Below are 24352 nucleotides of genomic sequence, written 5' to 3' on the forward strand. Positions count from 1 at the left end.
CGGGTTGTCCCGGCGCCATCGCTTACAGGCATAGGTTTCTCGCAGTGGCGATCGACAAGGGAAAATTTTCCGACGTGACGGCGGTGGCCGAGGCGCTGCGGCCGAGCTATCCCGTCTACTGCATGCGCCCCGACGTCCTGGCGGCGAGCGCCCGGCGCTTCATCAGCCAGTTTCCCGGCACGGTGCTCTACGCCGTGAAGTGCAATCCGCACCCCCTGGTGCTCTCCGCCCTCTACAAGGGGGGCATCCGCCATTTCGACACCGCCTCCTTGCCGGAGATCGCGCAGATCACCGACGGCTTCGAGGATGCCCACACCTACTTCATGCACCCGGTGAAAGCGCGGGCGGTCATCAAGTCGGCCTACAAGGTTTATGGCGTGCGTCACTTCGTCGTCGACCACAGGGACGAACTGGACAAGGTAGCGGAAGAAGCGGGAACGCAGGGCAATACCATCATCGTGCGGGTGAACACACCGCCCGCCGACGATACGCTCTATCACCTGGCGGCCAAGTTCGGGGCCGCACCGGACGACGCCGCGGAGCTGATGCGGGCCGCCGCTGCGCGGGGCTGCGCGGTGGGCCTGGCGTTCCACGTCGGCTCCCAATGCCGCAGCCCGGAGGCCTATTCCAATGCCCTGGCGCTGTTGGGCGGCATCATCGACCAGGCGGGGGTCGATCCGGTCTGCATCGATGTCGGCGGCGGCTTCCCGGCGGCTTACGGCGACCGGCCGGTGCCCGAATTGGGGGCCTACATGGAGGCGATCCGCCGCGGCCTCAAAAGTCTGAAGCTGAAGCCGACGGTGGATGTCTTTGCCGAGCCCGGGCGCGCGCTGGTGGCGCACGGCTGCTCCCTGCTGACCCAGGTCCAGTTGCGCAAGGACAACCGCCTCTACATCAACGACGGCATCTACGGCAGCCTGTCGGAAATGGCGACCGTCGCGATCCGCCTGCCGGCGCGGGTCATCCGCCTCGACGGACCGGTTTCCGAGACGATGGCCGAGTTCGCCCTCAACGGGCCGACCTGCGATTCCCTGGACGTGTTGCCGGGTACCTTTGCGCTGCCGGACGATGTGCGCGAGGGCGACTGGATCGAGATCGACCAGGTCGGTGCCTATTCCAATGCTCTGGCGACCCGCTTCAACGGCTTCCATCCCGAAACCTTCGTGCAGGTCTTCGACGCGCCGCCCGCCGTCGCGGCGGCTTGAGGCTGCCATGGGCAAGCCGCGCAGCGACAGCGTTGTCTGCCTCTCGCGGACCGGCTTCCACCGCATGGCCTACCGCGAGTGGCCGGCCGGGGACCCGGTGCCGGTGCTCTGCCTGCATGGCCTGGCCCGCAATGCCCGCGACTTCGACAGCCTCGCGTCGGCGCTGGCCGCCGACGGCCGCCGGGTGATCGCCGCCGACGTGGTCGGGCGCGGCGACAGCGGCCGGCTGCGTGATCCGCTGGACTACGGCTATCCGCAGTATCTCGCCGACACGACGGCCCTCATCGCGCGGCTCGGCAGCGCGCAGGTCGACATCGTCGGCACCTCGATGGGCGGGCTCATCGGTATGATGTTGGCGGCGCAGCCCGACAACCCTGTGCGGCGGCTGGTCATCAATGACGTCGGCCCGTTCATCCCCAAGGCGGCGCTGGAGCGCATCCTTACCTATTTCGGCAAGGACCCGCGCTTTGCCGACCTCGCCGCCGCCGAGGCCTACTTCCGCAAAACCTATCGCGGCTTCGGCGCCCTCAGTGACGCCCAGTGGCGCCACCTGACGGAAACCTCCCTGCGCCGCGACGGGGCGGGCTGGCGCCTGCACTACGACCCGCGCATCGCCGAACCGCTGCGTCAGGGCGACGTCGCCGATGTCGACCTCTGGCCCCTGTGGGACCTGATCGAGCGGCCGGTACTCGTGCTGCGCGGCGCCGAGTCGGATCTTCTGCTGCCGCAGACGGCCGCCGAGATGCGGCGGCGCGGCCCTTGCGCCGAGGTCATCGAGATTGAAGGGTGCGGCCACGCGCCGGCCCTGCTCGACGCCGGCCAAATCGATCCGCTGCGGGCGTGGCTGGCGGGATGAACACTGCGCCGCCGCCGGCCCTGCCTGATGCGGGGTCGTTCCGGCCCCGCTTTCCCTGGCTGGGCGGCGACCTGCAAACCCTGCGCAATTTCGTGCGGCGGCCCCATCACGATCTCGCGGCCTGGCCCGCGGAGCGCCTGGAACTGCCCCTGCGCGACGGCAGCGGCGACCGCCTGGTCGCCAGCCTGCACCGGGCGGCGGTGGGGGGCCGCGGCGTTGTGGTGCTGCTGCACGGCCTGACCGGCAGCGAGGACAGCCTCTATGTGCGGGCTTCGGCGGCCTTCTGGCTGGCGCGCAGCTATACCGTCGTCCGCCTCAATCTGCGCGGCGCCGGCCCCTCGCGCCCGCTGTGCGGCGAGCAGTACCACGCCGGGCGCAGCGGCGACCTGCGTGACGCCTTGCTCGAACTGCGCGACAGCGGCGCTGTCGACTTCGCCAGCGGGCTCTACCTCATGGGCTATTCATTGGGCGCCAACATGCTGTTGCGCTTTCTGGCGGAGGAGGGGGTAGATTTCCCGGTGACGGCGGCGGTCAGCGTCTCGGCCCCGATCGACCTGAAGGCCGCGCAGCTTTGCCTCATGCGGCCGCGCAACTGGCTCTATCACCGCTATCTGCTAAGCCAGATGCGGGCCGAGGCGCTGGCCGCGCCGCGCGAACTCTCCGCCGTTGAGCGCGCCGCCATCGTCAGTGCGGACAGCGTCTTCGCCTACGACGAGCAGGTCATCGCGCCGCGTAACGGTTTCGCCGGTGCCGACGACTATTACCGGCAATGCTCCGGCCTGCGTTTTCTCCCGTCTATCAAGACGCCGACGCTGCTGGTGCAGGCCGCGGACGATCCCTGGATCCCGGCGACCGCTTACGAAGGCTTCCACTGGCCGGGCAATCCGGCGCTGACGCTGTGCCTCACCGAAAGCGGCGGCCATGTCGGCTTTCACGGACAGGGATCGGTGGCGGCCTGGCACGACCGGGCGGCGGAAGCGTTCTTTCGCCGGGGCGATGAATAATCCTGGTTTCAAACGGCAAGGGGCCGGCAGCCATTCGGCTGCCGGCCCCTTTTTTTGTGCCCGAAAACCGGGTCAGCAGGCTAGTGGGGCTGCTTCACGACGCGCAGGTATGGCTTGTGCTCTTTCCAGCCGCCGGGAAACATCTCCTTGGCCTGCTCGTTGCTGACGGACGGCACGATGATGCAGTCGTCGCCCTGGCGCCAGTTCACCGGGGTCGCGACCTTGTGCTTATCGGTCAGCTGCAGAGAGTCGATCACGCGCAGCAGTTCCTCGAAGTTGCGGCCGGTGCTCGCGGGATAGGTCAGGGTCAGGCGGATCTTCTTGTTGGGATCGATCACGAAGACCGAGCGGACGGTCAGGGTGTCGTTCGCGTTGGGGTGGATCATGCCGTAGAGATTGGCGACCTTGCGGTCCGGGTCGGCCAGCAGCGGAAAGTTGAGGGCGCAGCCCTGGGTCTCCTCGATATCGCCGACCCAGGCCTTGTGGTCCTTGAGGGGATCGACCGAAAGCCCGAGCACCTTCACGTTGCGCTTGTCGAACTCCGCTTTCAGCTTCGCTACGGCGCCCAGCTCCGTCGTGCAGACCGGCGTGAAATCCTTCGGGTGCGAGAACAGCACCACCCAGCTGCCGCTGCCGTAGTCGTGCAGCGAAATTTTGCCGGCAGTGGACTCCGCGGTGAAGTCGGGTGCGGTATCGCCCAGTTGTAACGCCATGGTGTAGTCCTCCTCGCTTATTTGTAGTTATCTGTAGAGTTAGGGGGCTCGCGCCGGCGCCGCAAGGGCGGCAGAGGGGGCAAGCTCTGTCGCTGCGCTCAGTCGGCGCGCAGAAGCCTCGCCGCTTCCACCGCGGCATAGGTCAGCACGGCGTCGGCACCGGCGCGTTTGAAGGCCAAGAGGCTCTCCATCAGGGCGCGGTCGTTGTCGAGCCAGCCGTTGAGCGCGGCAGCCTTCAGCATGGCGTACTCGCCGCTCACCTGGTAGGCCAGGGTCGGCACGGCGAAGGCATCCTTCACCCGCCGGATGATGTCGAGATAGGGCATGCCCGGCTTGATCATCACCATGTCGGCGCCCTCGTGCAGGTCGAGGGCGACCTCGCGCAGGGCCTCGTCGCTGTTGGCCGGGTCCATCTGGTAGGTTTTCTTGTCGCCGGTCAGGCGGCTGCCGGACCCGACTGCCTCGCGGAACGGGCCGTAGAAGCAACTCGCGTACTTCGCCGCATAGGCGATGATCTTCACGTCGTCGAAGCCGGCGCTGTCCAGGCATTCGCGGACCGCGCCGATGCGCCCGTCCATCATGTCGGAGGGCGCCACGACGTCGCAGCCGGCCTGTGCCTGCACCAGCGCCTGGCGGCACAACAGTTCGACCGACTCGTCGTTGACGATGCGGCCGTCGCGCAGCACGCCGTCATGGCCGTCGCTGTTGTAGGGATCCAGAGCCACGTCGCAGATAACACCCACGTCCGGCAGGGCCCGCTTCACCTCGCGCACGGCGCGGCAGACGAGGTTGTCCGGGTTCGCCGCCTCGCGCGCATCGGGCGTCTTGATGCTCTGTTCGGTGTAGGGGAACAGCGCGATGGCGCCGATGCCCAGTTCCGCCGCCATGCCGATGCTGTCGACCAGGCAGTCGAGGCCCAGGCGGTCGACGCCGGGCATGGACTCGATGGCTTGCCGGCCGACGCCGCCGTGAACGAAGACCGGCCAGATCAGGTCCTCGGCACCGAGACGGTTTTCCGCCACCATGCGGCGCACCCAGGCGGCGCTGCGGTTGCGCCGCATGCGAATCTGCGGGAAGGCCCCCAGGGCGCCGGGCCTCTGGGCTTCCGGCCGCTGTGACGGCGCGTCCTTCGTGCGCGGTTCTACCGGGCGCAGAGGGGCAGCGCCCTTGCGGATCATATCGGTCATGGTCTCTCTCGCATCCTTGGGTCCCGCTTCCTTGGGGCCCGGCTCAGCGCTGGGTTTATCCGGCCGGCGATCAGGTCGCCGAGTTTAGGCGCAGCCTTCCTCGACAACAAGGGCACCCTGGGCATCCCGCGCTCCCTGGCCGGCTAGGTCTTGGGCCGCTTGCAGCAGCCCCTCGGTGAGGGTGATCTGCGCGTACTCTCCGCTCAATTGGGCGAGGCTCAGGGCGTGGACCTCCTCGGCCGGCCAGCGCCGTCCCTCCAGGTCGACGATGTCGACGCTGGCGGTGGCATCGCCGGCGATCCAGGTATCGAACCCCAGGTCGGCGGCCATGCGCACGGTGGCGTCGACGGAGTTGTGCAGCAGCACGCCGGCGACGACCAGGGTGGCGATGCCGCGGTCGCGCAGGGCGGCCTCCAGCCCGGTCTCTATGAAGGCATTGTGCACACGCTTCTGCACCACGATCTCGCCCGGCCCGGGGGTCAGTTCCGGCTTGAAGTCACAGCCGGGCTGGCCTGGGCGGTAGGGCGAATCGGGCTCGCGGGAAAGGTGTTGCACGTGGACCACCGGCCAGCCCGCCGACCGCCAGGCCGCCAGCAGCCGGGCGGTCTGGGCTTCCGCCCGCGGATTGTTGCGGCGGCCCCATTTGGGATCGTCGATCGCCTTCTGGAAGTCGACGATGACGAGCGCGGCGCGCTCTGCGAGTTGTCTGGCCATCGGAATTCGGCGGGAGAGGGCGAGGGCGCTGCGCTCCGGCAGTTCCCCCGCTATCCTCTGATCCCGGTCCATCATTCGGCGGCGGCGGCCGCGCGCGACGCCGTCAGCGCCTGGTCGAGATCGGCGAGAATGTCGTCGATATGCTCCAGGCCGATCGACAGGCGCACGTAGCCGTCCGTCACCCCCGTTGCCGCCTGCTCATCCGGCGACAGCTGGGAATGCGTGGTGGAGGCGGGATGGATCGCCAGGCTGCGTGCGTCGCCGATGTTGGCGACATGATAGAACAGCTGCAGGGCATCGATGAAGCGGCGCCCGGCCGCAAGACCGCCGGCCAGTTCGAAGCCGACCAGCCCGCCGTAGCCGCCGGCCAGGTAGGCATCGGCCCGCCGCCGCGGTTCGCCGTCCTGCAGCGACGGATGGATGACCGCCGTCACGTCGGGATGGCCTTGCAGGAACTTCGCGACCTCGGCGGCATTGCGGGAATGCTCGCGCATGCGCAGCGGCAGTGTCTCCAGGCCCTGCAGGAAGAGGAAGGCATTGAACGGGCTGAGCGCGTAGCCGAGGTCGCGCTGCAGCGTCACCCGGGCCTTCAGGATGTAGGCGATGGGCCCGAGCGGCTTCACCGCCTCGGTCCACACGGCGCCGTGGTAGCTCGGATCCGGCTGATTCAAGCCGGGGAAGCGCTCGGCGTGCTTTGCCCAGTCGAAGGTGCCGCCGTCGACGATGATGCCGCCGATCGAGGTGCCATGGCCGCCGATGTACTTGGTGGTCGAGTAGACCACGATGTGGGCGCCGTGCTGCAGCGGGCGGCAGAGCACCGGCGCGGCGGTGTTGTCGACGATGAGAGGGACGCCCAGTTCCTCGCCGATGGCCGCGACCTCGCCGATCGGGAAGACCTTCAGCTTCGGATTGGGCAGCGTCTCGGCGTAGTAGGCCTTGGTGCGCGCATCGGTCGCGCGGCGGAAGTTTTCCGGGTCGCTCGGGTCGACGAAGCGCACCTCGATGCCGAAGGTCTTGAAGGTGTTGGCGAAGAGGTTCCAGGTGCCGCCGTAGAGGTCGGTCGAACTGACGATGTTGTCGCCGGCGCCGGCGATGTTCTGGATCGACATGGCCGAGGCGGCCTGGCCGGAGGACACCGCCAGGGCGGCGGCACCGCCTTCCAGTGCCGTGATCCGCTGCTCCAGCACGTCGCAGGTCGGGTTCATGATCCGCGTGTAGATGTTGCCGAGTTCCTTCAGCGCGAAGAGGTTCGCCGCGTGGCCGGTATCGTGGAACTCGTACGAGGTGGTCTGGTAGATCGGCACCGCGACCGAGCCGGTGTGCGGATCGCTGCGGAAGCCGGCGTGCAGCGCCAGGGTCTCGGGATGGGTGGTCGGCTTGGTGGACTTCGTCACGGCATGGACCCTTTCGATCGTGCGTTTCGTGAGTATCGCTTTCCCGAGGGGCCCCACCAGGGACTGGTTTCTTAGCTTTTGTTGACGCGGAGCAAGCCACCCCTCAAATCGCCGCGGACCCGTCTTCGGTGGGTCAAACCGCAAAACAAAAAAACCGCCACGGCATGCCGGGCGGTTCGGAACCACTCGTTTAGCCGCATTTTTAACGCGCCCGCAAGCTGAGAACAAATCGGCGCAGATCCTGATGAAAGCGCCGACGACCGGTCCTTGTCAAGCATCTTCTGGAGGGTGATTAAGGTTTTGAAATTGCAATCGGTGGCTGGATTCGATATTGACCTCGACACGAATCTCGTCGACAACTAACACGATTTTAAAATACCTAATTGTTCAAGTATGGCGGGAAATTTTCACCCCGCTGCATACTCCAGATGGATAACCCATGTCATCGGATGGCTGCTTTGCAGAGCTGACCGTCTACATGTTGGACGACGGTGAATTCAAAAGCCAGGATGGCAGACTTGTCGCAGATTGGCCCGCGGTGCTGGCAGAACTCCATGCCTATTGGCAAAGGCGCTGCCAGGGCCGGGCGTATCCGGCGCGCGCGGATATCGACCCGGTCGATATTCCCGCCCTGCTGGAGCACGTGTTTCTCGCCGATGTGCTGCACGATCCGCTCGATTTCCGTTACCGTCTGGTCGGCGGCCACATCGTCGAGCATGCCGGCCGCAACGTGCAGGGGCAGACCGTGCGCGGACTGATGTCTGACGGCAGTGCGCAGGAACAGGCGCTGCAGCAGAAGGCGCTGCTTGCCGGCCAGGCGGTCGCCGAGACCCAGGCGCCGGTGTTCATCGACCTCAGCTATCGCTCGGTCACCTCCGACAGCCGCAAGCGTCTGCACGGATTGCTGCTGCCGCTCGGGCCGCCGGACGAGGGGCTCAACATGGTCCTCGGCGGCCTGCGGTTTACCGAGTAGGGCACTTCCTGCGGCGGTCGGGCAGTGATCGGCAGGTGGCGATCGTTAGGCTGCGATTGACAGGAAGGGGGGGCCAACTATCATCGCCGCTCATTGTCGGATCACCAATCCAGGGCCGTCGTGAGAACGGCTCGCGCGGGCGTCCTCCTGATGAGTTTTCACCTGAACGACGAGCAGCGCGCCTTCCAGGACATGGCGCGGCAATTCGCCGGCGACGAGATCGCGCCGCACGCCGCGGCCTGGGACGAGGCGACCGAGTTTCCGGTCGCGACGCTGCGCAAGGCGGCGGCTCTCGGCCTGGCCGGTATCTACGTGCGCGAGTCCTCCGGCGGCAGCGGCCTCACGCGCTTCGATGCGGCGGTGATCTTCGAGGAACTGGCGGCGGCCTGTCCCTCGACCGCCGCCTACATTTCCATTCACAACATGGTCGCCTGGATGATCGACGGCTTCGGCAACGACTCCCAGCGCGCCGCTTTTCTGCCCAAGCTCCTGAGCATGGAGCACTTCGCCAGCTATTGCCTGACCGAGCCGGGTTCCGGTTCCGATGCGGCCTCGCTGAAGACCCGCGCCGAGCGCGACGGCGATGACTACGTGCTCAACGGCTCCAAGGCTTTCATCTCCGGCGGGGGTGCCAGCGATCTTTACCTGGTGATGTGCCGCACCGGCGGGCCGGGTGCCGAGGGGATCTCCGCCATCCTGGTGCCCAAGGACACGCCGGGCCTCTCGTTCGGCAAGAAGGAAAAGAAGCTGGGCTGGAACAGCCAGCCGACCGCGGCGGTGATTTTCGAGGATGCCCGCGTGCCGGCGGCGAACCGTCTCGGCGCCGAAGGTGCCGGCTTCCGCTTCGCCATGCAGGGGCTCGACGGCGGCCGTGTGAACATCGCGGCCTGCTCCCTGGGCGGCGCGCGCGCCTGCCTGGAGGCGGCGCTGGCCCACGTGAAGCAGCGCCAGCAGTTCGGGCGGCCGCTGGCCGACTTCCAGGCGCTGCAGTTCAAGCTGGCGGACATGGCGACCGAACTCGACGCCGCGCGCCTGATGGTGTGGCGCGCGGCGCAGGCGCTGGACGACAACGCGGCGGACAAAACGCAGTACTGCGCCATGGCCAAGCGCTTCGCCACCGATGCCGGCTTTGCGGTCTGCAACGAGGCGCTGCAGCTGCACGGCGGTTATGGCTATATCAGGGAATATCCCATCGAGCGCATCTTCCGCGATCTGAGGGTGCATCAGATCCTCGAGGGCACCAACGAGATCATGCGCGTGATCATCGCCCGCAAACTGCTGTCGCAATAGCAGGGCGCGGTTTCTTTCCTACAGCAAGCGAGTGGCAATGAGCGATAGCGAGGACGTTCTCTTCGAGGCGAAGCATGGGGTCGGGATCATCACCCTGAACCGGCCGAAGGCGCTGAACGCGCTGACCCTGGACATGATCCGCGCGATCTCTCCGCAGCTCGCCGCCTGGCAGGAGGACTCGCGCATCAAGGCGGTGCTCATCCGCGGTGCCGGCGAACGCGCCTTCTGCGCCGGCGGCGACGTCCGCGCGGTGTGGGAGGCGGGGCGCCGGGGCGACCGCCTGACCGAGGACTTCTTCCGCGAAGAATACCAGATCAACCGGCTGATCCATGTCTTCGCCAAGCCCTATGTCGCTCTCATCGACGGCATCACCATGGGCGGCGGCGTCGGCCTGTCCGTGCACGGCAGCCACCGCGTCGCCGGCGACCGCACCCTGGTGGCCATGCCGGAGGTCGGAATCGGGCTCTTCCCCGATGTCGGCGGCACCTACTTCCTGCCGCGCCTGCCGGGGCGGCTCGGCCTCTTTTTGGCGCTGACTGGCTGGCGCCTGCATGCGGCCGACGCCATTCACTGTGGCGTGGCGACCGACTACGTGCCGAGCGAACGCACGGACGCGCTGACCGACGCGCTGCTGTCGATCGACTGGAGCAAGGACGGCGCCGAGGCGCTGGTCGACCGGGTGATCGACGGATTCAGGGCCGACCCCGGCCCGGCCGAGCTGGCCGGGCACCAGCCGCTCATCGATCACTGCTTCTCGGCACGCTCGGTGGAGTCCATCCTGCACGCGCTGGACGAGTCCGGCGACGAGTGGGGCGCCAAGGTGGCCCGCATCATCCGACGGCAATCGCCGACCAGCCTGAAGGTAACCTTCGCGCAGCTGGAGAAGGGTGCGGCGCTCGACTTCGACCAGGCGATGATCCAGGAATACCGCATGAGTCAGGCCTTCATGGCAGGCAGCGACTTTTACGAAGGCATCCGCGCGGTGCTGGTGGACAAGGACAATCAGCCCAAGTGGTCGCCGGACGATCTTGCGGCGGTCACCGCCGAGGCGGTGGAAGGCCACTTCCGCGCGCTGGGCGAGCGCGATCTGGCCTTCGCCTGAGATCGTAAGAAACGACACGCAAAAACACGTGAAAAGCAGGGAGGAAAGCATGGCGCGCATCGGATTTCTGGGCCTCGGCAACATGGGACTGCCGATGGCCGCAAACCTCGCGAAAGCCGGCCACACGGTCGTTGGTTTTGACCTTGCGCAGGCCGCCCAGCAGGCGGCCCGGGCCGCCGGAATCGAAGTGGTGGCCGCGGCGGCGAACGTGCTGGACGGCGCCGAGACCGTGGTGACCATGCTGCCGGCGGGCGAACACGTGCGCGGCGTCTATCTCGGCACGGACGGCCTGCTGGCGAAGGCCGCCAAGGGTACGCTCTTCATCGACTGCTCGACCATCGATGTCGCGAGCTCGCGCGAAGTCCATGCGGCGGCGGAGCAAGCCGGCCAACTTATGCTCGACGCGCCGGTCTCCGGCGGCGTCGCCGGGGCGGAGGGCGGCACGCTCACCTTCATGGTCGGCGGCGCCGACGCCGCCTTCACCAAAGGCAAGCCGCTGTTTGAGATCATGGGCCGCAACATCGTGCACGCCGGTGGCCCCGGCAACGGCCAGGCGGCGAAGATCTGCAACAACATGATCCTCGGCATTTCGATGATCGCGGTGTCGGAGGCCTTCAGCCTGGGCGAGAAGCTGGGTCTCGACCCCAAGGTGTTCTTCGACATCAGCTCCAAGGCTTCCGGCTCCTGCTGGGCAATGCTGAACCACCTGCCGGTGGCCGGCATTGTCGAGACCTCGGCGGCCAACCGCGGCTTCAAGCCCGGCTTCGCCGCGGCGATGATGCACAAGGACCTGAAGCTCGCCCAGGCGGCGGCCAACCATGCCGGGGCGGCGACGCCGCTGGGGGCCGAAGCGGCGGCGCTCTACACGCTGTTTGTGAATGCCGGCAATGGCGGCCTCGACTACTCGGCCATCATCAGGCTGATCGCAGGCAAGGAGTAGCGGGCCTCTCCAGCACGCCGCCCTGACCGTCACCCCCGACAAGCGACCGCAGGGAGCGCGAGCCGGGATGACGGCAAGAGGGGGCAGAAGGGCGCCGCTCACGCTGTGACATTTGCCGGCGCCCAGAAAAATAATCAATAAAAACAAGAAGTTGCCAGCGCGATCCATTAAGTAAAGTTTAACGGGCTTGCAGTTAGTCTTTGCACTAAAGCCATTGGTTTTGTGACCAAGATTCATGCGAGGGTAACGTGAAGTCCAAATATCTCGAACTGATCGGGCTGATTGAGCGGCTGCACCGCCAGTGCCTTGAAGTGATCAAGGCCGATCTCGATCGCCAGGGCATCCGCGATCTGAACAACGTTCAGGCGCTGATCCTGTTCAACATCGGCGAGGAAGAGCTTTCCATCGGCGAACTGACCCAGCGCGGCTACTACCTGGGCTCCAACGTTTCCTACAACGTGAAGAAGATGGTCGAGAACGGCTATCTGATCCAGGAGCGCTCGCCGCACGACCGTCGGTCCTTCCATGTCCGCGCCGCGGACAAGGGCGTCGCCGTCTACCGCAATCTGTCGGCGCTGTTCGACCAGCACTCCACCCAGCTGGGCGACATCCAGCTGTCGCCGGAGGGTCTGGAGGCCGCCAACCATGCGCTGCGCCGTGTGCAGCAGTTCTGGTCGACCCCGGCCAGCATGGCGCGCAACCTGAGCCCCGCCGCCTAACGGATTGACCCCTCGCGTCCGGTTCGCCCGGACGCGCCTTAGCACGCATCCCTCGCAAACGATCCGGAGAGCCCCGGCCAGGAAACTGGCCGGGGCGCTTCGATTCAGGGCTGAGGTCTCAGGTCCCAGGTTCCAGGGCCCAGGTTTCAGGTCGGGCCCCGGGTCAGGCCTCGGGCGTCGTGAAATGCGTGATTTCAGGATCGGCCGGCCCCAGGTGTAAGGCGCGCACCTGGGCCTGCAGCGCGCGGTCGGCCTCGCTCACCCGCTCGTGGTGGCGCAAGTGCGCCAGCCAGTTCTCTTCCAGGAAGTACTCCAGGAAGCGGCCGGGCAGGGCGGCGTCCTCGAAAAGATTCCAGGCGAAGGCGCCGTCGCGGCGCCGTGCCGCTTCCAGATCCCGCATGACGGCGAGAAATGCGCCGCGGTTGTGGGCGGCTATGCGGTAGTCGATGGTCACCATGACGGGCCCGCGATCGGGGGCGACGTCGCGCGCCGTCACCGGTGCGGGCCAGTGGGACGAGGGGGTGTGATCCAGGCCCTGGCCCTGCTGCAGCCGGAAGGGCCGCACCAGGAGGGCGGCGGCGAGCGCGCCCCCTGCGGCAATCAGAAGCGTCGCTGGAATTCCCAGGAAGGATGCGGTCTGCCCCCACAGCAGGCTGCCCAGGGTCATGGCGCCGAAGAATACCATGATGAAGGCGGAAAGCCCGCGCGCCCGCACCCAGTCGGGCAGCGCAAGCTGGGCCGAGACATTCAGGCTCGACAGCACGGCGATCCAGGAGGCGCCGGCAACGATGCTGGCGGCGATCGCCGCTTCGGGCAGCCCCACCAGCGCGAAGACGACGAGCACCAGCGCGGTGCCGGCGGTGCCGGCGGCCACGCTGCCGTCGGCACCGAGGTAGCGCTTCACGCGAGGCATCGCTATCGCGCCCAGCACGGCGCCGAGGCCCACCGCACCCAGGATTGTGCCATAGAGCGCCGGTCCGCCGTTCAGCTCCTGGCGCACAATCAGCGGCAGCAGTGCCCAGTAGGCGCTGGCAAAGAGGAAGAAGGCGACGGCGCGCAAGAGGGTCGCACGCAAGGGGCCGCTGGCGCGGGCGAAGCGCAAGCCGCTGCGCAAGCCGGTCCAGAAGCGCTCGGCCGGCAGGGGACTTCTGCGCGCGGGCGGCGGGCGCCACCACAGCAGCGCCGCGATGACGGCGAAGAAGCTGAGCGCATTGGCGAAGAAAGGCCAGGCGATCCCGAAGCCCGCGATGATGAGGCCGGCGAGCGACGGGCCGATGGCGCGGCTGATGTTGACGCCCATGGAATTCAGCGCGACGGCGGGCTGCAGTTGCGCGCGGGGCACCAGCTGCGGGACGATCGCCTGCCAGGCCGGCGCGACGAAGGCGGCGCCGGTGCCGAAGAGGAAGGTGAAAGCGAGCAGCAGCCAGGGTGTCACCAACTCAAGCTGCGCGAGCAGCCCGAGAAGCGCTGCCGCGACCGCCAGCACCGACATGACGCCGATCAACAGGCGCCGCCGGTCCACGAGGTCGGCCAGCGTGCCGGCGGGTAGCGCGAAGAGGAACATCGGCAGCGTCGTCGCCGACTGGACCAGGGCGACCATCAGCGGCGTCGGCGCGAGCGATGTCATCAGCCAGCCGGCGGCGACGTCGTGCATCCAGGTGCCGACGTTAGAGAACACCGCCGCCGTCCACAGCACCGTGAAGGCGGCATGGCGGAACGGCGCCCAGGCCGAGGCGGCCGCTTCCGGTGGGGCGCCGCCGCTGGTGCGCTCAGACGGCAAAGCAGGAACAGCCGAGCGCGCCCCAGAAGGCACGCTTGTCGGAGACAGGCAGCGGGCTCGCCCAGGCGATCTGGTGGCCGTGGCCGTGCAGACTGCAGGCGCTGGCACAGCCGTCGTGGCAGGCGCGTGCATGCTGCGTCTGCGGTGGCGGCGCTGACACGGCGGCTGTGCGCTGACCGGGGCTGTCGAAGGTGCGCACCGGCGACCAGTCGGGGCTGGCGGGTGGCAGCGGCGGCGCCAGATCGGCGAAGTCCGCCGTGCCGTACACGATGCGCCCGCCGACCATCGTCAGCACCGAGGTGATGCCGCGGATCTCGGCGGCAGGCACGGCGAAGTAGTCGGCCGAGAGCACCGCGAGGTCGGCGTAGCGTCCCGGTGCAAGGCGGCCCTTCGCGCCTTCCTCGCCCGAGAACCAGGCCGATCCCTCGGTCCAGAGGCGAAGCGCGGTCTCGCGGTCCAAGGTGTTGGCCTCGGGGGCGAGGCGCAGCCCGCCCAGGGTCTTGCCGGTCGTCATCCAGTAGAGCCCGACCCAGGGGTCGTACGATGCAACACGTGTCGCATCGGTGCCGGCGCCGACCGGCAGGCCCATCTCCAGCATGCGGGCGATGGGCGGCGTCGCCTCGGCGGCCCTGGCCCCGTAGCGGTCGACGAAATACTCGCCCTGGAAGGCCATGCGGTGCTGCGTGGCGATCCCGCCGCCCAGCGCGGCGATGCGCTCCATGTTGCGCTGGCTGACCGTTTCGGCGTGATCGATCGTAAAGCGCGCCGCGAGCGGCGTCTTGCCGTTCACCCGCTCGATGACCGTGAGGAAGCGGTCGATGGTCTCGTCATAGGTGGCGTGGATGCGGAAGGGCCATTTGTTGGTGGCCAGCAGCTCGACGATCTTCTCCAGTTCCGCTTCCATCGAGGGTGCCAGGTCGGGACGTGGCTCCATGAAGTTCTCGAAGTCGGCGGCCGACCACGCGAGGTTCTCGCCGGCGCCGTTCACCCGCAGGAACGCGTCGCCGGCGCCAGGCTCGGTCATGGCGACCCAGCGCTCGTAGTCGGATAGCTCCTCGCCCGCCTTCTGGGCGAAGAGGTTGTAGGCGATGCGCAGGGTGAGCTGGCCGTCGGCGTGCAGGCGTTCGATCACGTCGTAGTCGTCCGGGTAATTCTGCCCGCCGCCGCCAGCATCGATCACGCTGGTCACGCCCAGGCGGTTCAGTTCGCGCATGAAGTGCCGGGTAGAGTTGAGCTGCTCTTCGACCGGCAGCTTGGGGCCCTGCGCCAGGGTCGAATAGAGGATCAGCGCCGAGGGCTTGGCAATCAGCAGGCCCGTGGGCTCGCCCCTGGCATCGCGCTCGATGACGCCGCCGGGCGGGTTCGGCGTGTCCTTGCCGATGCCGAGCACCTTGAGCGCCGCGGCGTTCAGCATGGCGTGGCTGTAGAGGTGCAGGATGAAGACCGGCGTGTCGGGCGCCGCCGCGTTGATCTCGTCCAGCGTCGGCCAGCGCCGTTCGGCGAACTGGAACTCGTTCCAGCCGCCGACCACGCGCACCCACTGCGGTGCCGGCGTGCGCTCGGCCTGGGCCTTCAGCAGAGCGAGCGCATCGGCGAGGGAGGGGACGTTCTCCCAGCGCAGCTCCATATTGTAGTTCAATCCGCCGCGGATGAGGTGGGTGTGACTGTCGTTCAGCCCTGGAATGACGCGCCGGCCGCCCAGGTCGATGATCTTTGTCGCCGTGCCCGCCAACGCCATGACTTCCCGGTCGCTGCCGGTGGCCGTGATCAGTCCGTCGGTCACCGCTATGGCGGTGGCTCCCGGCTGCGCGGGATCGAGGGTGGTGACTTTGCCGTTGCGGAGAATCAGGTCCGGCTGATCGGTCATGTTTTGCGCTCCTGCTCGCTTGGCGCCGGCCAATCCGAGCGCCGCCGCGGCGGCGAGTCCGCCGAGCACCGGCCGGCGGCCGATGCCCGAGGCGTTTGGGTGGTTGTTGTTCCCATGGCTCATGCGACGGCCGCCTTTCCGGCGGCAACCGGGTCCAGGCGGCCGCCGTGCTGGCCTGCGCAGGCCGTCCGAGGCCGCTGAGCGATGAAGATCTCCTGGCAGGTGTGAGGCGTTGGCAGGGTCCGTCTTGCGGTCATGATAGTTCCTCCTGGCTCGTCCGGTGAATGAAGCATCAGCCTTCGATGAACGCCGGCCTCTCCCGAGACTGCTGACGGTCAATCAGCGGGTCGGTCGACTACCGCCCGGAACGTGATCTCGACGAGTTGCACGGGCTGGGCAAGCTCCCGCACGCCGAAAATGCTGCTGACGCATCTCGGTCATCGGTGCCGAGATGCGCTGGGAGTCTGCAGGGTTGCGGCTACTCGGCCGCAACCTTGCCGGCGGCGACGGGGTCCAGCCGCTTGCCGTGCTTCACCCGTTCCTCGGCCCCATGGACCATGGTGTAGGCGTAATCGACGCCCATGCCGTAGGCACCGGAATGCTCGCGCACGATGTCCATCACGGCGTCGTAGGTGCCGCGCCGCGCCCAGTCGCGCTGCCACTCCAGCAGCACCTGCTGCCAGGTGACCGGCACCACACCGGCCTGGATCATGCGCTGCATGGAATAGTCGTGAGCCTCCTTGCTCGTGCCGCCGGAGGCGTCGGCCACCATGTAGATCTCGTAACCGCCTTCGCTCATGGCGGAGAAGGCGAAGGTGTTGTTGCAGACCTCGGTCCACAGGCCGGAGACGACGACCTTCTTCTGGCCGTTCTTGGCAAGGGCGTCGCGCACCTTCTGGTCATCCCAGGAGTTCATCGAGGTCCGCTCGAGGATCGGATGATCGGGGAAGACACCCAGCAGTTCGGGGTAGGTATGGCCGGAGAAACTCGTCGTTTCCACGGTGGTGATGGTGGTCGGAATGCCGAAGACCTTGGCCGACTTCGCCAGCGCCACGGTGTTGTTCTTCAGCACCTGGCGGTCGATCGACTGCACGCCGAAGGCCATCTGCGGCTGGTGGTCGATGAAGATGAGCTGGCAGTTGTCGGAAGTGAGAAGCTCGGGCTTGTTGGTCATGGTTCTTGCTCCTGTTGCGGTCCGAAGCGGGGGGCTCAGCCCTCGATGAAGGCGAGCAGATCCGGGTTGACGATGTCGGGGTGGGTCGTGCACAGGCCGTGGGGCAGGCCTTCGTAGACCTTGAGGGTGCCGTTCTTCAGCAGTTTCACCGAGAGCAGGGCGGAGTCGGCGATCGGTACGATCTGGTCGTCGTCGCCGTGCATCACCAGGGTCGGCACGTCGATGGCCTTGAGATCCCCGGTGAAATCGGTTTCCGAGAAGGCCTTGATGCCGTCGTAGTGCGCCTTGGCGCCGCCCATCATGCCCTGGCGCCACCAGTTGCGGATGGCACCTTCGGAGATTTTGGCGCCGTCGCGGTTGAAGCCGTAAAAGGGCCCCGAGGCGACGTCGAGGTAGAACTGCGCGCGGTTGGCGGCGAGCGCCTCGCGGAAGCCGTCGAAGACTTCGATCGGCAGACCGCCGGGGTTGGCCGGCGTCTTCACCATGATCGGCGGCACCGCACCGATCAGCACCAGCTTGGCAACCCGTCCCTTGCCGTGCTTGGCGGTGTAGTGCGCCGCCTCGCCGCCGCCGGTCGAGTGGCCGATGTGGATGGCGTCCTTGAGGCCCAGGTGATCCACCACGGCCGCGATGTCTGCGGCGTAGTGATCCATGTCGTGTCCCTCGCCGACCTGGGAGGAGCGGCCGTGGCCGCGCCGGTCATGGGCGATGACGCGGTAGCCCTTGTGCAGGAAGTAAAGCATCTGCGCGTCCCAATCGTCGGCGCTCAGAGGCCAGCCGTGGTGGAACACGATGGGTTGCCCGGAGCCCCAGTCCTTGAAATAGATATCAACACCATCTTTCGTCTTGATGCTTGGCATGGCTCACCTTCCTTGCATTGGTTGACGTCTTCGTTCGCGGCCGGCGGCCGCACGACGCCTCAGTTACGCTGTGCGCCGATCGCCTTGCTGAGGCAGGCCAGCAGCGTCTCGCTGTCGACCGGCTTGGCGAGGAAAGCGATGACACCGGCCTGCAGGGCACGGCGCCGTGTCGCTTCATCGGGATAGGCTGTGATCAGGATGGCGGGGATCGGGTTGCCTGTGGCGACCAGGGTGAGGAAGAGCTCCAGCCCGGACATTTCCGCCATCTGCATGTCGGCGATCAGGCAGGCGCTGCTGCGGCTCTGGTCAGAGCGCAGAAAAGCGGCAGCCGATTCGAAGAGGCAGACCATATAGCCGAAGGCCTTGACCAGGCCGGCAATGGCCTCCCGTGCCGAGGCATCGTCGTCCACCACGGCAATCAGATGTTTCACGATCATCCCCGCCCGCTTCAGAGCAATGAAGAAAGGCATGGCCAACGCGGTGAGGCGGTTCCTCGCGCGTAGGCTACCCAGCGGGTAAAGTTATGAGCGCTTGCCCGGTTCGAGGGCAATTATACATGCGTATAGTCGGACTAAACTTTGCCTTCGTTTGCAGTCAGGCGATCGGACAGGCGCACCAGTTCGGGCAGTGACTCCACCTGCATCTTGCGCATCACCTTGCCGCGGTGGACCTTGACGGTGATCTCGCTGAGCTGCAGCTCGGCGGCGATCTGCTTGTTCATCATGCCGCTGCATACCAGGACCATGATCTCGCGCTCGCGCGGCGACAGGCTTTCGTAACGGCGGTTCAGGTCGTCCATATGCGCCGTGTCCGCGCGGCGCCGGCGGCTCAGGTCGATGCCCCGCTGCACAGCATCCAGGAGATCCTGGTCGCGGAACGGCTTGGTCAGGAATTCGATGGCCCCGGCCTTCATCGCCGTGACCGACATCGGCACGTCGCCGTGGCCGGTGATGAAGACGATGGGCAGGTCGCTTCCCGCGCCGGTCAGCTCGCGCTGCAGCTCCAGGCCGCTCTGGCCGGGCAGCCTGACGTCGAGCACCAGGCAATCGGCCGCTGCAGAACCCCTGCGGTCGAGAAACGCCGGCACCGAGTCAAAGAGCTGCACGTCGTGGCCGACTGATCGCAGCAGGCTGAAAAGCGACTCGCGCACCGAGAGGTCGTCGTCGACGACGAAGACCAACGCCTTTTCGACTGCGGCATCACTCTCCACTGTCGCGCTCGCCTCGCTGCTTCTCTTCGTCGGCCGGGACGGTAAAGCGAAAAATGGCACCGCCCGCCGTGCTGTCATCCATCCAAAGACGTCCGCCGTGGCCTTCGATGATGGAGCGGCAGAACGGCAGCCCCATGCCCATCCCCTGGGTTTTGGTGGTGTAGAAGGGTTCGAAGATGTGGCGCCGCGCGTCGGCGCTCAGCCCCGGCCCGCTGTCGGCGATGGTCACCTGGATGGCCGCCCGTCCTAGAAGCTCCGTCGCCACGTGGAGCACGCCCTGACGGTTGCTGGGGCCGCTCATGGCCTCGATGGCGTTGGCGGCCAGGTTGCAGACGACCTGTTCGAGTTGCAGGCGGTCGCCGGTGACCTTTGGTAGGGAGGCCGCGAGATCCAGCCGCAGCGTCATGCGCTCGGGCCGGATGGTGCCGGCTTCGCGCCGGACCACCTCTTCGACCAGCGCGTTGAGGTCGATGGCCTGGCGTTCGTGCTGATCCTTCCTGAACAGGGTGCGTACGCTCTCGATGACCTTGCCGGCACGATGGCCATCTTTGACGATGCGGGCGAGCGCCTGGCGTGCCTCGTCATTGTCGGGCTGCGGCCGGTCGAGCCAGCGCAGCGCCGCATCGGCGTTCGTGACCATGCTGCCCAGCGGCTGGTTCACCTCATGGGCAATGGAGGCGGACAGCATCTCCAGGCTGGACAGGCGCGCCTCCCTGCTGCGCCGCTCGGACATCAGGGACTGCGCCAGGCGCACGTAGAGGCTCATCGTTTCCGATAGCAGCACCAGGAGGACGATGCTCGAGGAGACGAGGCCGTAGACGCGGCCGGCCCACCATCCGAGGCTGAAGCGGTTGCCGCTGGAGAGATAGGCCAGCAGCAGGATCTCGATGACGGCGGAGAGCAGGACCACCAGCAGCCAGAGGTCGAGCAGCGACAGCGGACGCGCCCGGATCAGTGCTGCGGCGGCGCCAAGACAGAGCGCCAGGGCGAGGGGCGGCACCACCTGCCAGGCAGCCGCCACGCGCCTTTCGTCGGCCATCCACTGCGGCAGCAGGGAGTCCTCCACGATCGCCAGCAGGGTGATTGCGCAGACGGCGGCGATCACGACGGCCACGGTTGCGGCGATTCTATGCTGCGGCGTGAAGGTCGTATCGGAGGTCGATCCATCCCGGTCCCTCAGCAAGGCATAGGCCAGCAGCAGAAGGGGAAAGCCGATGCGGCGGACCGCCGCGATGGTCGCCGTTGTCTGCAGGTTCGCGTTCAGCAGCTCGATCTCGGCGAACACACCGGGGAAGGTGAGCCCCCAGGGAATCACCATCAGCGCGGAGAAAAGGTAGGCGGCGGCCAGGAGCCGCAGCCCGCGCGACCCTTGCACGGAGAACATGGCAAAGAGCAGCGCCGCGGTGATCAGCTCGTTGATTAAGACGGCCGCCGCGTAGGCCGGCAGCAGAGCCGCCGTGCCGTCCAGAGGTTGCCGCGCGAAGGGGGCGGCGGCCGCCAGAGCGATCACCAGCCCCAGCGACACGGCAAGGGCCAGCCGCATCTGCGCCCGATCCGCAGGCAGCGTCGAGAGCAGGAGGCGGTGGTCTTCCGGCGGACTTATCGTCGACATCTCCCTGGCCGGCCCTGCAGCGGCCGCCTGTCAGTACCCAGCGCCGGGTTGCGCAGGTCGCGGACCCTAGAAGAACGCCTGGATGCCGGTCTGGGCGCGGCCCAGGATCAGGGCATGGACGTCGTGGGTGCCCTCGTAGGTGTTCACCGCCTCCAGGTTCATGACGTGGCGGATGACGTGGTACTCGTCGGCGACACCGTTGCCGCCGTGCATGTCGCGGGCGTTTCGGGCGATGTCGAGGGCCTTGCCGCAGGAGTTGCGCTTGGCCAGCGAAATCGCCTCCGGCGCGCCCTTGCCGGCGTCGAGCAGGCGGCCGAGCTGCAGGCAGGCCTGCAGGCCCAGGGTCACCTCGGTCTGCATGTCCGCCAGCTTTTTCTGGATCAGCTGGTTGGCCGCCAGCGGACGGCCGAACTGCTTCCTCTCCAGCGTATAGCTGCGCGCGGCGTGCCAGCAGAACTCGGCGGCGCCCAGCGCGCCCCACGAGATGCCGTAGCGTGCCTTGTTGAGGCAGCCGAAGGGCCCCTTCAAGCCCTCGACGTTGGGCAGCAGGTTCTCCTCGGGCACGAATACGTCGGCCATGACGATCTCGCCGGTGATCGAGGCGCGCAGCGAGAACTTGCCCTCGATCTTGGGGGCCGAGAGGCCCTCCATGCCCTTTTCCAGGATGAAGCCGCGGATGACGTCGGTGTCGTCCTTGGCCCAGACGATGAAGACGTCGGCGATAGGCGCGTTGGTGATCCACATCTTGGCGCCTTTCAGGCGGTAGCCGCCGTCGACCTTCTTGGCGCGGGTCTTCATGCCGCCGGGGTCGGAGCCGTGGTCCGGCTCGGTCAGGCCGAAGCAGCCGACGAGCTCGCCGGTGGCCAGACGCGGCAGGTACTTCTGGCGCTGCTCCTCACTGCCGTAGCTGTAGATCGGGTGCATGACCAGGCTGGACTGCACCGACATGGCCGAGCGGTAGCCTGAGTCGACGCGCTCGACCTCGCGGGCGATGAGGCCGTAGCAGACGTGGTTCACCCCGGCGCAGCCGTAGGTCTCCGGGATGGTCGAGCCGAGGAAACCCAGGGCGCCCATCTCCGTCATGATCGACCGGTCGAAGATTTCGTGGCGGTTGGCCTCCAGGATGCGCGGCATCAGCTTGTCCTGGCAGTAGTCGCGCGCGGCGTCGCGCACCATGCGCTCCTCCTCCGTTAGCTGCTCTTCCAGCAGCAGCGGGTCCTCCCACACGAAGCGGGCCTTCGGGGAACCGGCGGCGGGGGCGGGGGCGGGGCCGGATGCGGCGCTGGCCTGGGACATGCTTGCGATCCTCTCTCGGAAATCAGCCTTGCTGGCGAAGTCAGCCCAGGTATAGCGCAATCCCCGGGGGGCCGAAAGCCGCGCCTCGGAGGGGCGAAAGTCCCGCTTTTGCGCCCTTTCCGCCGTCTCTCGAGGCTGTCATCCGGCGGTCATCAATTCGCCATGGAGTGCTGTTAAGGATTTGTTTGCCATAGCTGAATGACAATAGGCCCATGCCACAGACCAGAGAAATCATCTTCGAGTTCCAGCGCGTCGGCGGATACGTGAAAGTCTCCGCTGTCGACACCCTGACGTCTGCCGAGGTGAGCATCGTCGGCCCGCCCTCGGCCGGCCAGGTGCAGCTCGAGCGTCTCGCCGCCCAGAAGCTGGAATACGTGCTGGCCAAGCGCGCCGCCGGACAGCGCGGCGGCCTGATCGCCTGACACTCGTCTGACAGCGGTGTCCCCGGCGGCTCCCACTGCCGGTCTGGCGCCGCGGCGACACGGAATGCCTTGATTCCGGCTCCGCGAGACCTTGTGCCGGCTTTTCATGCCTCTGCGACATATGGTAGGGTCCGCCGGTTTTCCGAGACAGGCAGGCGTTCCCCCGACCATGGCATTCAAGTCGATCGCAATCGGCTCCGATCACGCTGGTTTCGACCTTAAGGCGAAGCTGGCCGAGGAGTTGCGTACTTCCGGATACGAGGTGCTGGATCTCGGCACCAAGGATGCGACGACCTCGGTCGACTATCCCGATTTCGGCAAGGCGGTCGCCGAGGCGGTGACCTCCGGCAAGGCCGACGGCGGCGTGGTCGTCTGCGGCACCGGCATCGGCATTTCCATCGCCGCCAACCGCGTGCCCGGCGTGCGTGCCGCGGTCTGCCACGATGTGACCTCCGCCCGCCTGTGCCGCGAGCACAACGACGCCAACGTGCTGGCCCTGGGTCAGCGTCTGGTGGGCGAGGTGGTCGCCCTGGACTGCCTGAAGACCTTTCTCGATACCGAATTTGCGGGCGACCGCCACGCCCGCCGTGTCCAGAAACTGGGCTGACCGCCCTTTCTTCAAGGAGTTGCATGCGACGATGACAGGTGCGAATGCCGCCAAGACGCTCCCCCTGCAGGACGGCTTCTTTTCCGCTCATCTGCGCGAGACCGACCCGGATCTCGCCGATGCCATCCGCGGCGAACTGCGCCGCCAGCAGGACCAGATCGAGCTGATCGCCTCGGAAAACGTGGTCTCGCTGGCCGTGCTGGAGGCCCAGGGCTCGGTGCTCACCAACAAGTACGCCGAGGGCTATCCGCACCGGCGCTACTACGGCGGCTGCGAGTATGTCGACGTGGTCGAGGAGCTGGCGATCAGCCGCGCCAAGCAGCTGTTCGGCTGCGAGTTCGTGAACGTCCAGCCGCATTCCGGCGCCCAGGCCAACCAGTGCGTTGCCCTGGCGCTGCTGCAGCCGGGCGACACCATCCTCGGCATGGCACTCTCGGCCGGCGGCCACCTGACCCACGGCGCCAAGCCCAACCTCTCGGGCAAGTGGTTCAACGCCGTGCAGTACGGCGTGCGCAAGGACGACGGCCGCATCGACTACGACGAGCTGGAGAGGCTCGCCCTGGAGCACAAGCCCAAGCTCATCATCGCCGGCGGCTCGGCCTATCCGCGTTTCATCGACTTCGCGCGCTTCCGCGCGGTCGCCGACAAGGTCGGCGCCTACTTCATGGTGGACATGGCCCACTTCGCCGGCCTGGTCGCCGCCGGCGTCCACCCCAGCCCGCTGCCGCATGCCCACGTGGTCACCACGACGACCCACAAGACCCTGCGCGCCGGCCGCGGCGGCATGGTGCTGTCGAACGACGTGGAGCTCGGCAAGAAGATCAACTCGGCGGCCTTCCCGGGGCTGCAGGGCGGCCCGCTGATGCACGCCATCGCCTCCAAGGCGGCGGCCTTCGGGGAGGCCCTGAAGCCCGAGTTCAAGGTTTACTCCCAGGCGGTGGTCGACAACGCCAAGACCCTCGCGCAATCGATGGTCGACGAGGGCTTTGCCATCGTCACCGGCGGCACCGACAACCATCTGATGCTGGTCGACCTCAGGCCAAAGAAGCTGACCGGCAACATCGCCGAGGAAAGCCTCGACCGTGCCGGCGTCACCTGCAACAAGAACGGCATTCCCTTCGATCCGGAAAAGCCGACGGTGACCTCGGGCATCCGCCTCGGCACGCCGGCGGCGACGACGCGCGGCTTCGGCACCGCCGAGTTCAAGCAGGTTGGCGCCTTCATCGGCCGCGTGCTGGACGGCCTCGCGAAGAACCCCGAGGCCAACGGCAAGGTCGAGCAGGAAGTGCGGGCGGAGGTGAAGGCGCTGTGCCACCGCTTCCCGATCTATCCGGATCTGGGCCCGGAGATGGGCGTCTAGGTTTTCAACGTAAGGGCTGTCTGCCGTGGTGCAGGCGGCGGCTTAAGAATAAGAAGAAGGGGGGCCC

23 protein-coding genes and 1 riboswitch are annotated in these 24352 nt (G+C 67.1%); of the genes, 11 read left to right on the top strand and 12 right to left on the bottom strand.

The features are described from left to right. The first annotated feature begins 44 nt into the window (after positions 1-44). Genes WDC82_RS14555 through WDC82_RS14565 form a run of 3 tightly spaced genes read left to right on the top strand, consistent with a single transcriptional unit; the run spans position 45 to position 3065 of the window. A complete protein-coding gene (locus tag WDC82_RS14555; protein ID WP_340118060.1) occupies positions 45-1205 on the top strand; it encodes a type III PLP-dependent enzyme in 1161 nt (386 codons plus the stop codon). Between the two features lie 7 nt (positions 1206-1212). Continuing rightward, positions 1213-2061, top strand: a complete 849-nt coding sequence (locus WDC82_RS14560; protein WP_340118061.1) for an alpha/beta hydrolase — start codon at positions 1213-1215, stop codon at positions 2059-2061. After that, the gene (locus WDC82_RS14565; RefSeq protein ID WP_340118062.1) at positions 2058-3065 is read left to right on the top strand and encodes an alpha/beta fold hydrolase; all 1008 of its coding nucleotides are present in this window, start codon (positions 2058-2060) and stop codon (positions 3063-3065) included. Before WDC82_RS14560 ends, WDC82_RS14565 begins: the two co-directional genes overlap by 4 nt. An 80-nt stretch (positions 3066-3145) precedes the next feature. Here the strand turns inward: WDC82_RS14565 and WDC82_RS14570 are convergent, their stop codons facing one another. From WDC82_RS14570 to WDC82_RS14585, 4 genes are all read right to left on the bottom strand, one after another. Next, positions 3146-3778, bottom strand: coding sequence for a peroxiredoxin (locus tag WDC82_RS14570; protein WP_340118063.1), 633 nt, complete (start codon positions 3776-3778; stop codon positions 3146-3148). Positions 3779-3876: 98 nt separating this feature from the next. After that, entirely contained in the window at positions 3877-4965 is a 1089-nt protein-coding gene (gene hemB, locus WDC82_RS14575) for a porphobilinogen synthase (RefSeq protein WP_340118064.1), read from the bottom strand. A gap of 84 nt (positions 4966-5049) precedes the next feature. After that, positions 5050-5679: a cysteine hydrolase family protein gene (locus tag WDC82_RS14580; RefSeq protein ID WP_340118065.1), complete on the bottom strand. Its 630-nt coding sequence runs from the start codon at positions 5677-5679 to the stop codon at positions 5050-5052. Positions 5680-5750: 71 nt separating this feature from the next. Continuing rightward, the gene (locus WDC82_RS14585; protein WP_340118066.1) at positions 5751-7073 is read right to left on the bottom strand and encodes a PLP-dependent transferase; all 1323 of its coding nucleotides are present in this window, start codon (positions 7071-7073) and stop codon (positions 5751-5753) included. 170 nt (positions 7074-7243) lie between these two features. Next, positions 7244-7319, bottom strand: a riboswitch (SAM riboswitch). A gap of 232 nt (positions 7320-7551) precedes the next feature. On the opposite strand from WDC82_RS14585, the gene WDC82_RS14590 reads away from it, so the two are divergent. From WDC82_RS14590 to WDC82_RS14610, 5 genes are all read left to right on the top strand, one after another. After that, positions 7552-8046 (top strand): PAS domain-containing protein, encoded by a 495-nt coding sequence (locus tag WDC82_RS14590; protein ID WP_340118067.1) that lies wholly within the window; start codon positions 7552-7554, stop codon positions 8044-8046. Between the two features lie 150 nt (positions 8047-8196). Then, positions 8197-9336 (top strand): isobutyryl-CoA dehydrogenase, encoded by a 1140-nt coding sequence (locus tag WDC82_RS14595; protein WP_340118068.1) that lies wholly within the window; start codon positions 8197-8199, stop codon positions 9334-9336. Between the two features lie 37 nt (positions 9337-9373). Next, entirely contained in the window at positions 9374-10438 is a 1065-nt protein-coding gene (locus WDC82_RS14600) for an enoyl-CoA hydratase/isomerase family protein (protein ID WP_340118069.1), read from the top strand. A 1-nt stretch (position 10439) separates the two neighbouring features. After that, the gene (gene mmsB, locus WDC82_RS14605; protein WP_340118156.1) at positions 10440-11378 is read left to right on the top strand and encodes a 3-hydroxyisobutyrate dehydrogenase; all 939 of its coding nucleotides are present in this window, start codon (positions 10440-10442) and stop codon (positions 11376-11378) included. A gap of 248 nt (positions 11379-11626) precedes the next feature. Beyond that, on the top strand, positions 11627-12097 hold the full coding sequence (locus tag WDC82_RS14610) for a MarR family transcriptional regulator (RefSeq protein ID WP_340118070.1): 471 nt from the start codon (positions 11627-11629) through the stop codon (positions 12095-12097). A gap of 163 nt (positions 12098-12260) precedes the next feature. Here WDC82_RS14610 and WDC82_RS14615 read toward each other — a convergent pair whose 3' ends face one another. The 8 genes from WDC82_RS14615 to WDC82_RS14650 form a co-directional block, all read right to left on the bottom strand. Beyond that, entirely contained in the window at positions 12261-13877 is a 1617-nt protein-coding gene (locus WDC82_RS14615; protein ID WP_340118071.1) for an MFS transporter, read from the bottom strand. Then, complete coding sequence (locus WDC82_RS14620; RefSeq protein WP_340118072.1) at positions 13867-15867, bottom strand: amidohydrolase; 2001 nt, start codon at positions 15865-15867, stop codon at positions 13867-13869. The genes WDC82_RS14615 and WDC82_RS14620 overlap by 11 nt, the downstream gene beginning before the upstream one ends. Before the next feature lie 355 nt (positions 15868-16222). After that, positions 16223-16918, bottom strand: coding sequence for a hydrolase (locus WDC82_RS14625; RefSeq protein WP_340118073.1), 696 nt, complete (start codon positions 16916-16918; stop codon positions 16223-16225). 35 nt (positions 16919-16953) lie between these two features. Further along, complete coding sequence (locus tag WDC82_RS14630) at positions 16954-17778, bottom strand: alpha/beta hydrolase (RefSeq protein WP_340118074.1); 825 nt, start codon at positions 17776-17778, stop codon at positions 16954-16956. Between the two features lie 59 nt (positions 17779-17837). Then, positions 17838-18215: a response regulator gene (locus WDC82_RS14635; RefSeq protein ID WP_340118075.1), complete on the bottom strand. Its 378-nt coding sequence runs from the start codon at positions 18213-18215 to the stop codon at positions 17838-17840. 134 nt (positions 18216-18349) lie between these two features. Next, positions 18350-18988 carry a response regulator gene (locus tag WDC82_RS14640; RefSeq protein ID WP_340118076.1) on the bottom strand — a complete coding sequence of 213 codons (639 nt, stop codon included), beginning with the start codon at positions 18986-18988 and terminating at the stop codon, positions 18350-18352. Continuing rightward, positions 18978-20600, bottom strand: a complete 1623-nt coding sequence (locus WDC82_RS14645; RefSeq protein WP_340118077.1) for an MASE4 domain-containing protein — start codon at positions 20598-20600, stop codon at positions 18978-18980. The genes WDC82_RS14640 and WDC82_RS14645 overlap by 11 nt, the downstream gene beginning before the upstream one ends. A 66-nt stretch (positions 20601-20666) precedes the next feature. Beyond that, on the bottom strand, positions 20667-21896 hold the full coding sequence (locus WDC82_RS14650) for an acyl-CoA dehydrogenase (RefSeq protein WP_340118078.1): 1230 nt from the start codon (positions 21894-21896) through the stop codon (positions 20667-20669). Between the two features lie 212 nt (positions 21897-22108). On the opposite strand from WDC82_RS14650, the gene WDC82_RS14655 reads away from it, so the two are divergent. The 3 genes from WDC82_RS14655 (at position 22109) to glyA (ending at position 24285) form a co-directional block, all read left to right on the top strand. After that, positions 22109-22318 carry a hypothetical protein gene (locus WDC82_RS14655; protein ID WP_340118079.1) on the top strand — a complete coding sequence of 70 codons (210 nt, stop codon included), beginning with the start codon at positions 22109-22111 and terminating at the stop codon, positions 22316-22318. 169 nt (positions 22319-22487) lie between these two features. Then, positions 22488-22925: a ribose 5-phosphate isomerase B gene (rpiB, locus tag WDC82_RS14660; protein ID WP_340118080.1), complete on the top strand. Its 438-nt coding sequence runs from the start codon at positions 22488-22490 to the stop codon at positions 22923-22925. Positions 22926-22956: 31 nt separating this feature from the next. Then, complete coding sequence (gene glyA, locus WDC82_RS14665; protein ID WP_340118081.1) at positions 22957-24285, top strand: serine hydroxymethyltransferase; 1329 nt, start codon at positions 22957-22959, stop codon at positions 24283-24285. The last annotated feature ends 67 nt before the right edge of the window (positions 24286-24352 follow it).

Origin of the sequence: Pelagibius sp. 7325, assembly GCF_037652055.1 — a bacterium.
Lineage (GTDB): Bacteria > Pseudomonadota > Alphaproteobacteria > Kiloniellales > Kiloniellaceae > Pelagibius.

Excerpts from the sequence above, each read along its gene's own strand:
- WDC82_RS14590 (WP_340118067.1), top strand. The coding sequence starts at position 7,552 with ATGTTGGACGACGGTGAATTCAAAAGCCAGGATGGCAGACTTGTCGCA.
- WDC82_RS14635 (WP_340118075.1), bottom strand. The coding sequence starts at position 18,215 with ATGATCGTGAAACATCTGATTGCCGTGGTGGACGACGATGCCTCGGCA.
- WDC82_RS14655 (WP_340118079.1), top strand. The coding sequence starts at position 22,109 with ATGCCACAGACCAGAGAAATCATCTTCGAGTTCCAGCGCGTCGGCGGA.
- WDC82_RS14560 (WP_340118061.1), top strand. The coding sequence starts at position 1,213 with ATGGGCAAGCCGCGCAGCGACAGCGTTGTCTGCCTCTCGCGGACCGGC.
- WDC82_RS14625 (WP_340118073.1), bottom strand. The coding sequence starts at position 16,918 with ATGACCAACAAGCCCGAGCTTCTCACTTCCGACAACTGCCAGCTCATC.
- WDC82_RS14630 (WP_340118074.1), bottom strand. The coding sequence starts at position 17,778 with ATGCCAAGCATCAAGACGAAAGATGGTGTTGATATCTATTTCAAGGAC.
- WDC82_RS14620 (WP_340118072.1), bottom strand. The coding sequence starts at position 15,867 with ATGAGCCATGGGAACAACAACCACCCAAACGCCTCGGGCATCGGCCGC.
- rpiB (WP_340118080.1), top strand. The coding sequence starts at position 22,488 with ATGGCATTCAAGTCGATCGCAATCGGCTCCGATCACGCTGGTTTCGAC.
- WDC82_RS14580 (WP_340118065.1), bottom strand. The coding sequence starts at position 5,679 with ATGGCCAGACAACTCGCAGAGCGCGCCGCGCTCGTCATCGTCGACTTC.
- WDC82_RS14595 (WP_340118068.1), top strand. The coding sequence starts at position 8,197 with ATGAGTTTTCACCTGAACGACGAGCAGCGCGCCTTCCAGGACATGGCG.
- WDC82_RS14600 (WP_340118069.1), top strand. The coding sequence starts at position 9,374 with ATGAGCGATAGCGAGGACGTTCTCTTCGAGGCGAAGCATGGGGTCGGG.
- hemB (WP_340118064.1), bottom strand. The coding sequence starts at position 4,965 with ATGACCGATATGATCCGCAAGGGCGCTGCCCCTCTGCGCCCGGTAGAA.
- WDC82_RS14650 (WP_340118078.1), bottom strand. The coding sequence starts at position 21,896 with ATGTCCCAGGCCAGCGCCGCATCCGGCCCCGCCCCCGCCCCCGCCGCC.
- WDC82_RS14570 (WP_340118063.1), bottom strand. The coding sequence starts at position 3,778 with ATGGCGTTACAACTGGGCGATACCGCACCCGACTTCACCGCGGAGTCC.
- WDC82_RS14565 (WP_340118062.1), top strand. The coding sequence starts at position 2,058 with ATGAACACTGCGCCGCCGCCGGCCCTGCCTGATGCGGGGTCGTTCCGG.
- WDC82_RS14645 (WP_340118077.1), bottom strand. The coding sequence starts at position 20,600 with ATGTCGACGATAAGTCCGCCGGAAGACCACCGCCTCCTGCTCTCGACG.
- glyA (WP_340118081.1), top strand. The coding sequence starts at position 22,957 with ATGACAGGTGCGAATGCCGCCAAGACGCTCCCCCTGCAGGACGGCTTC.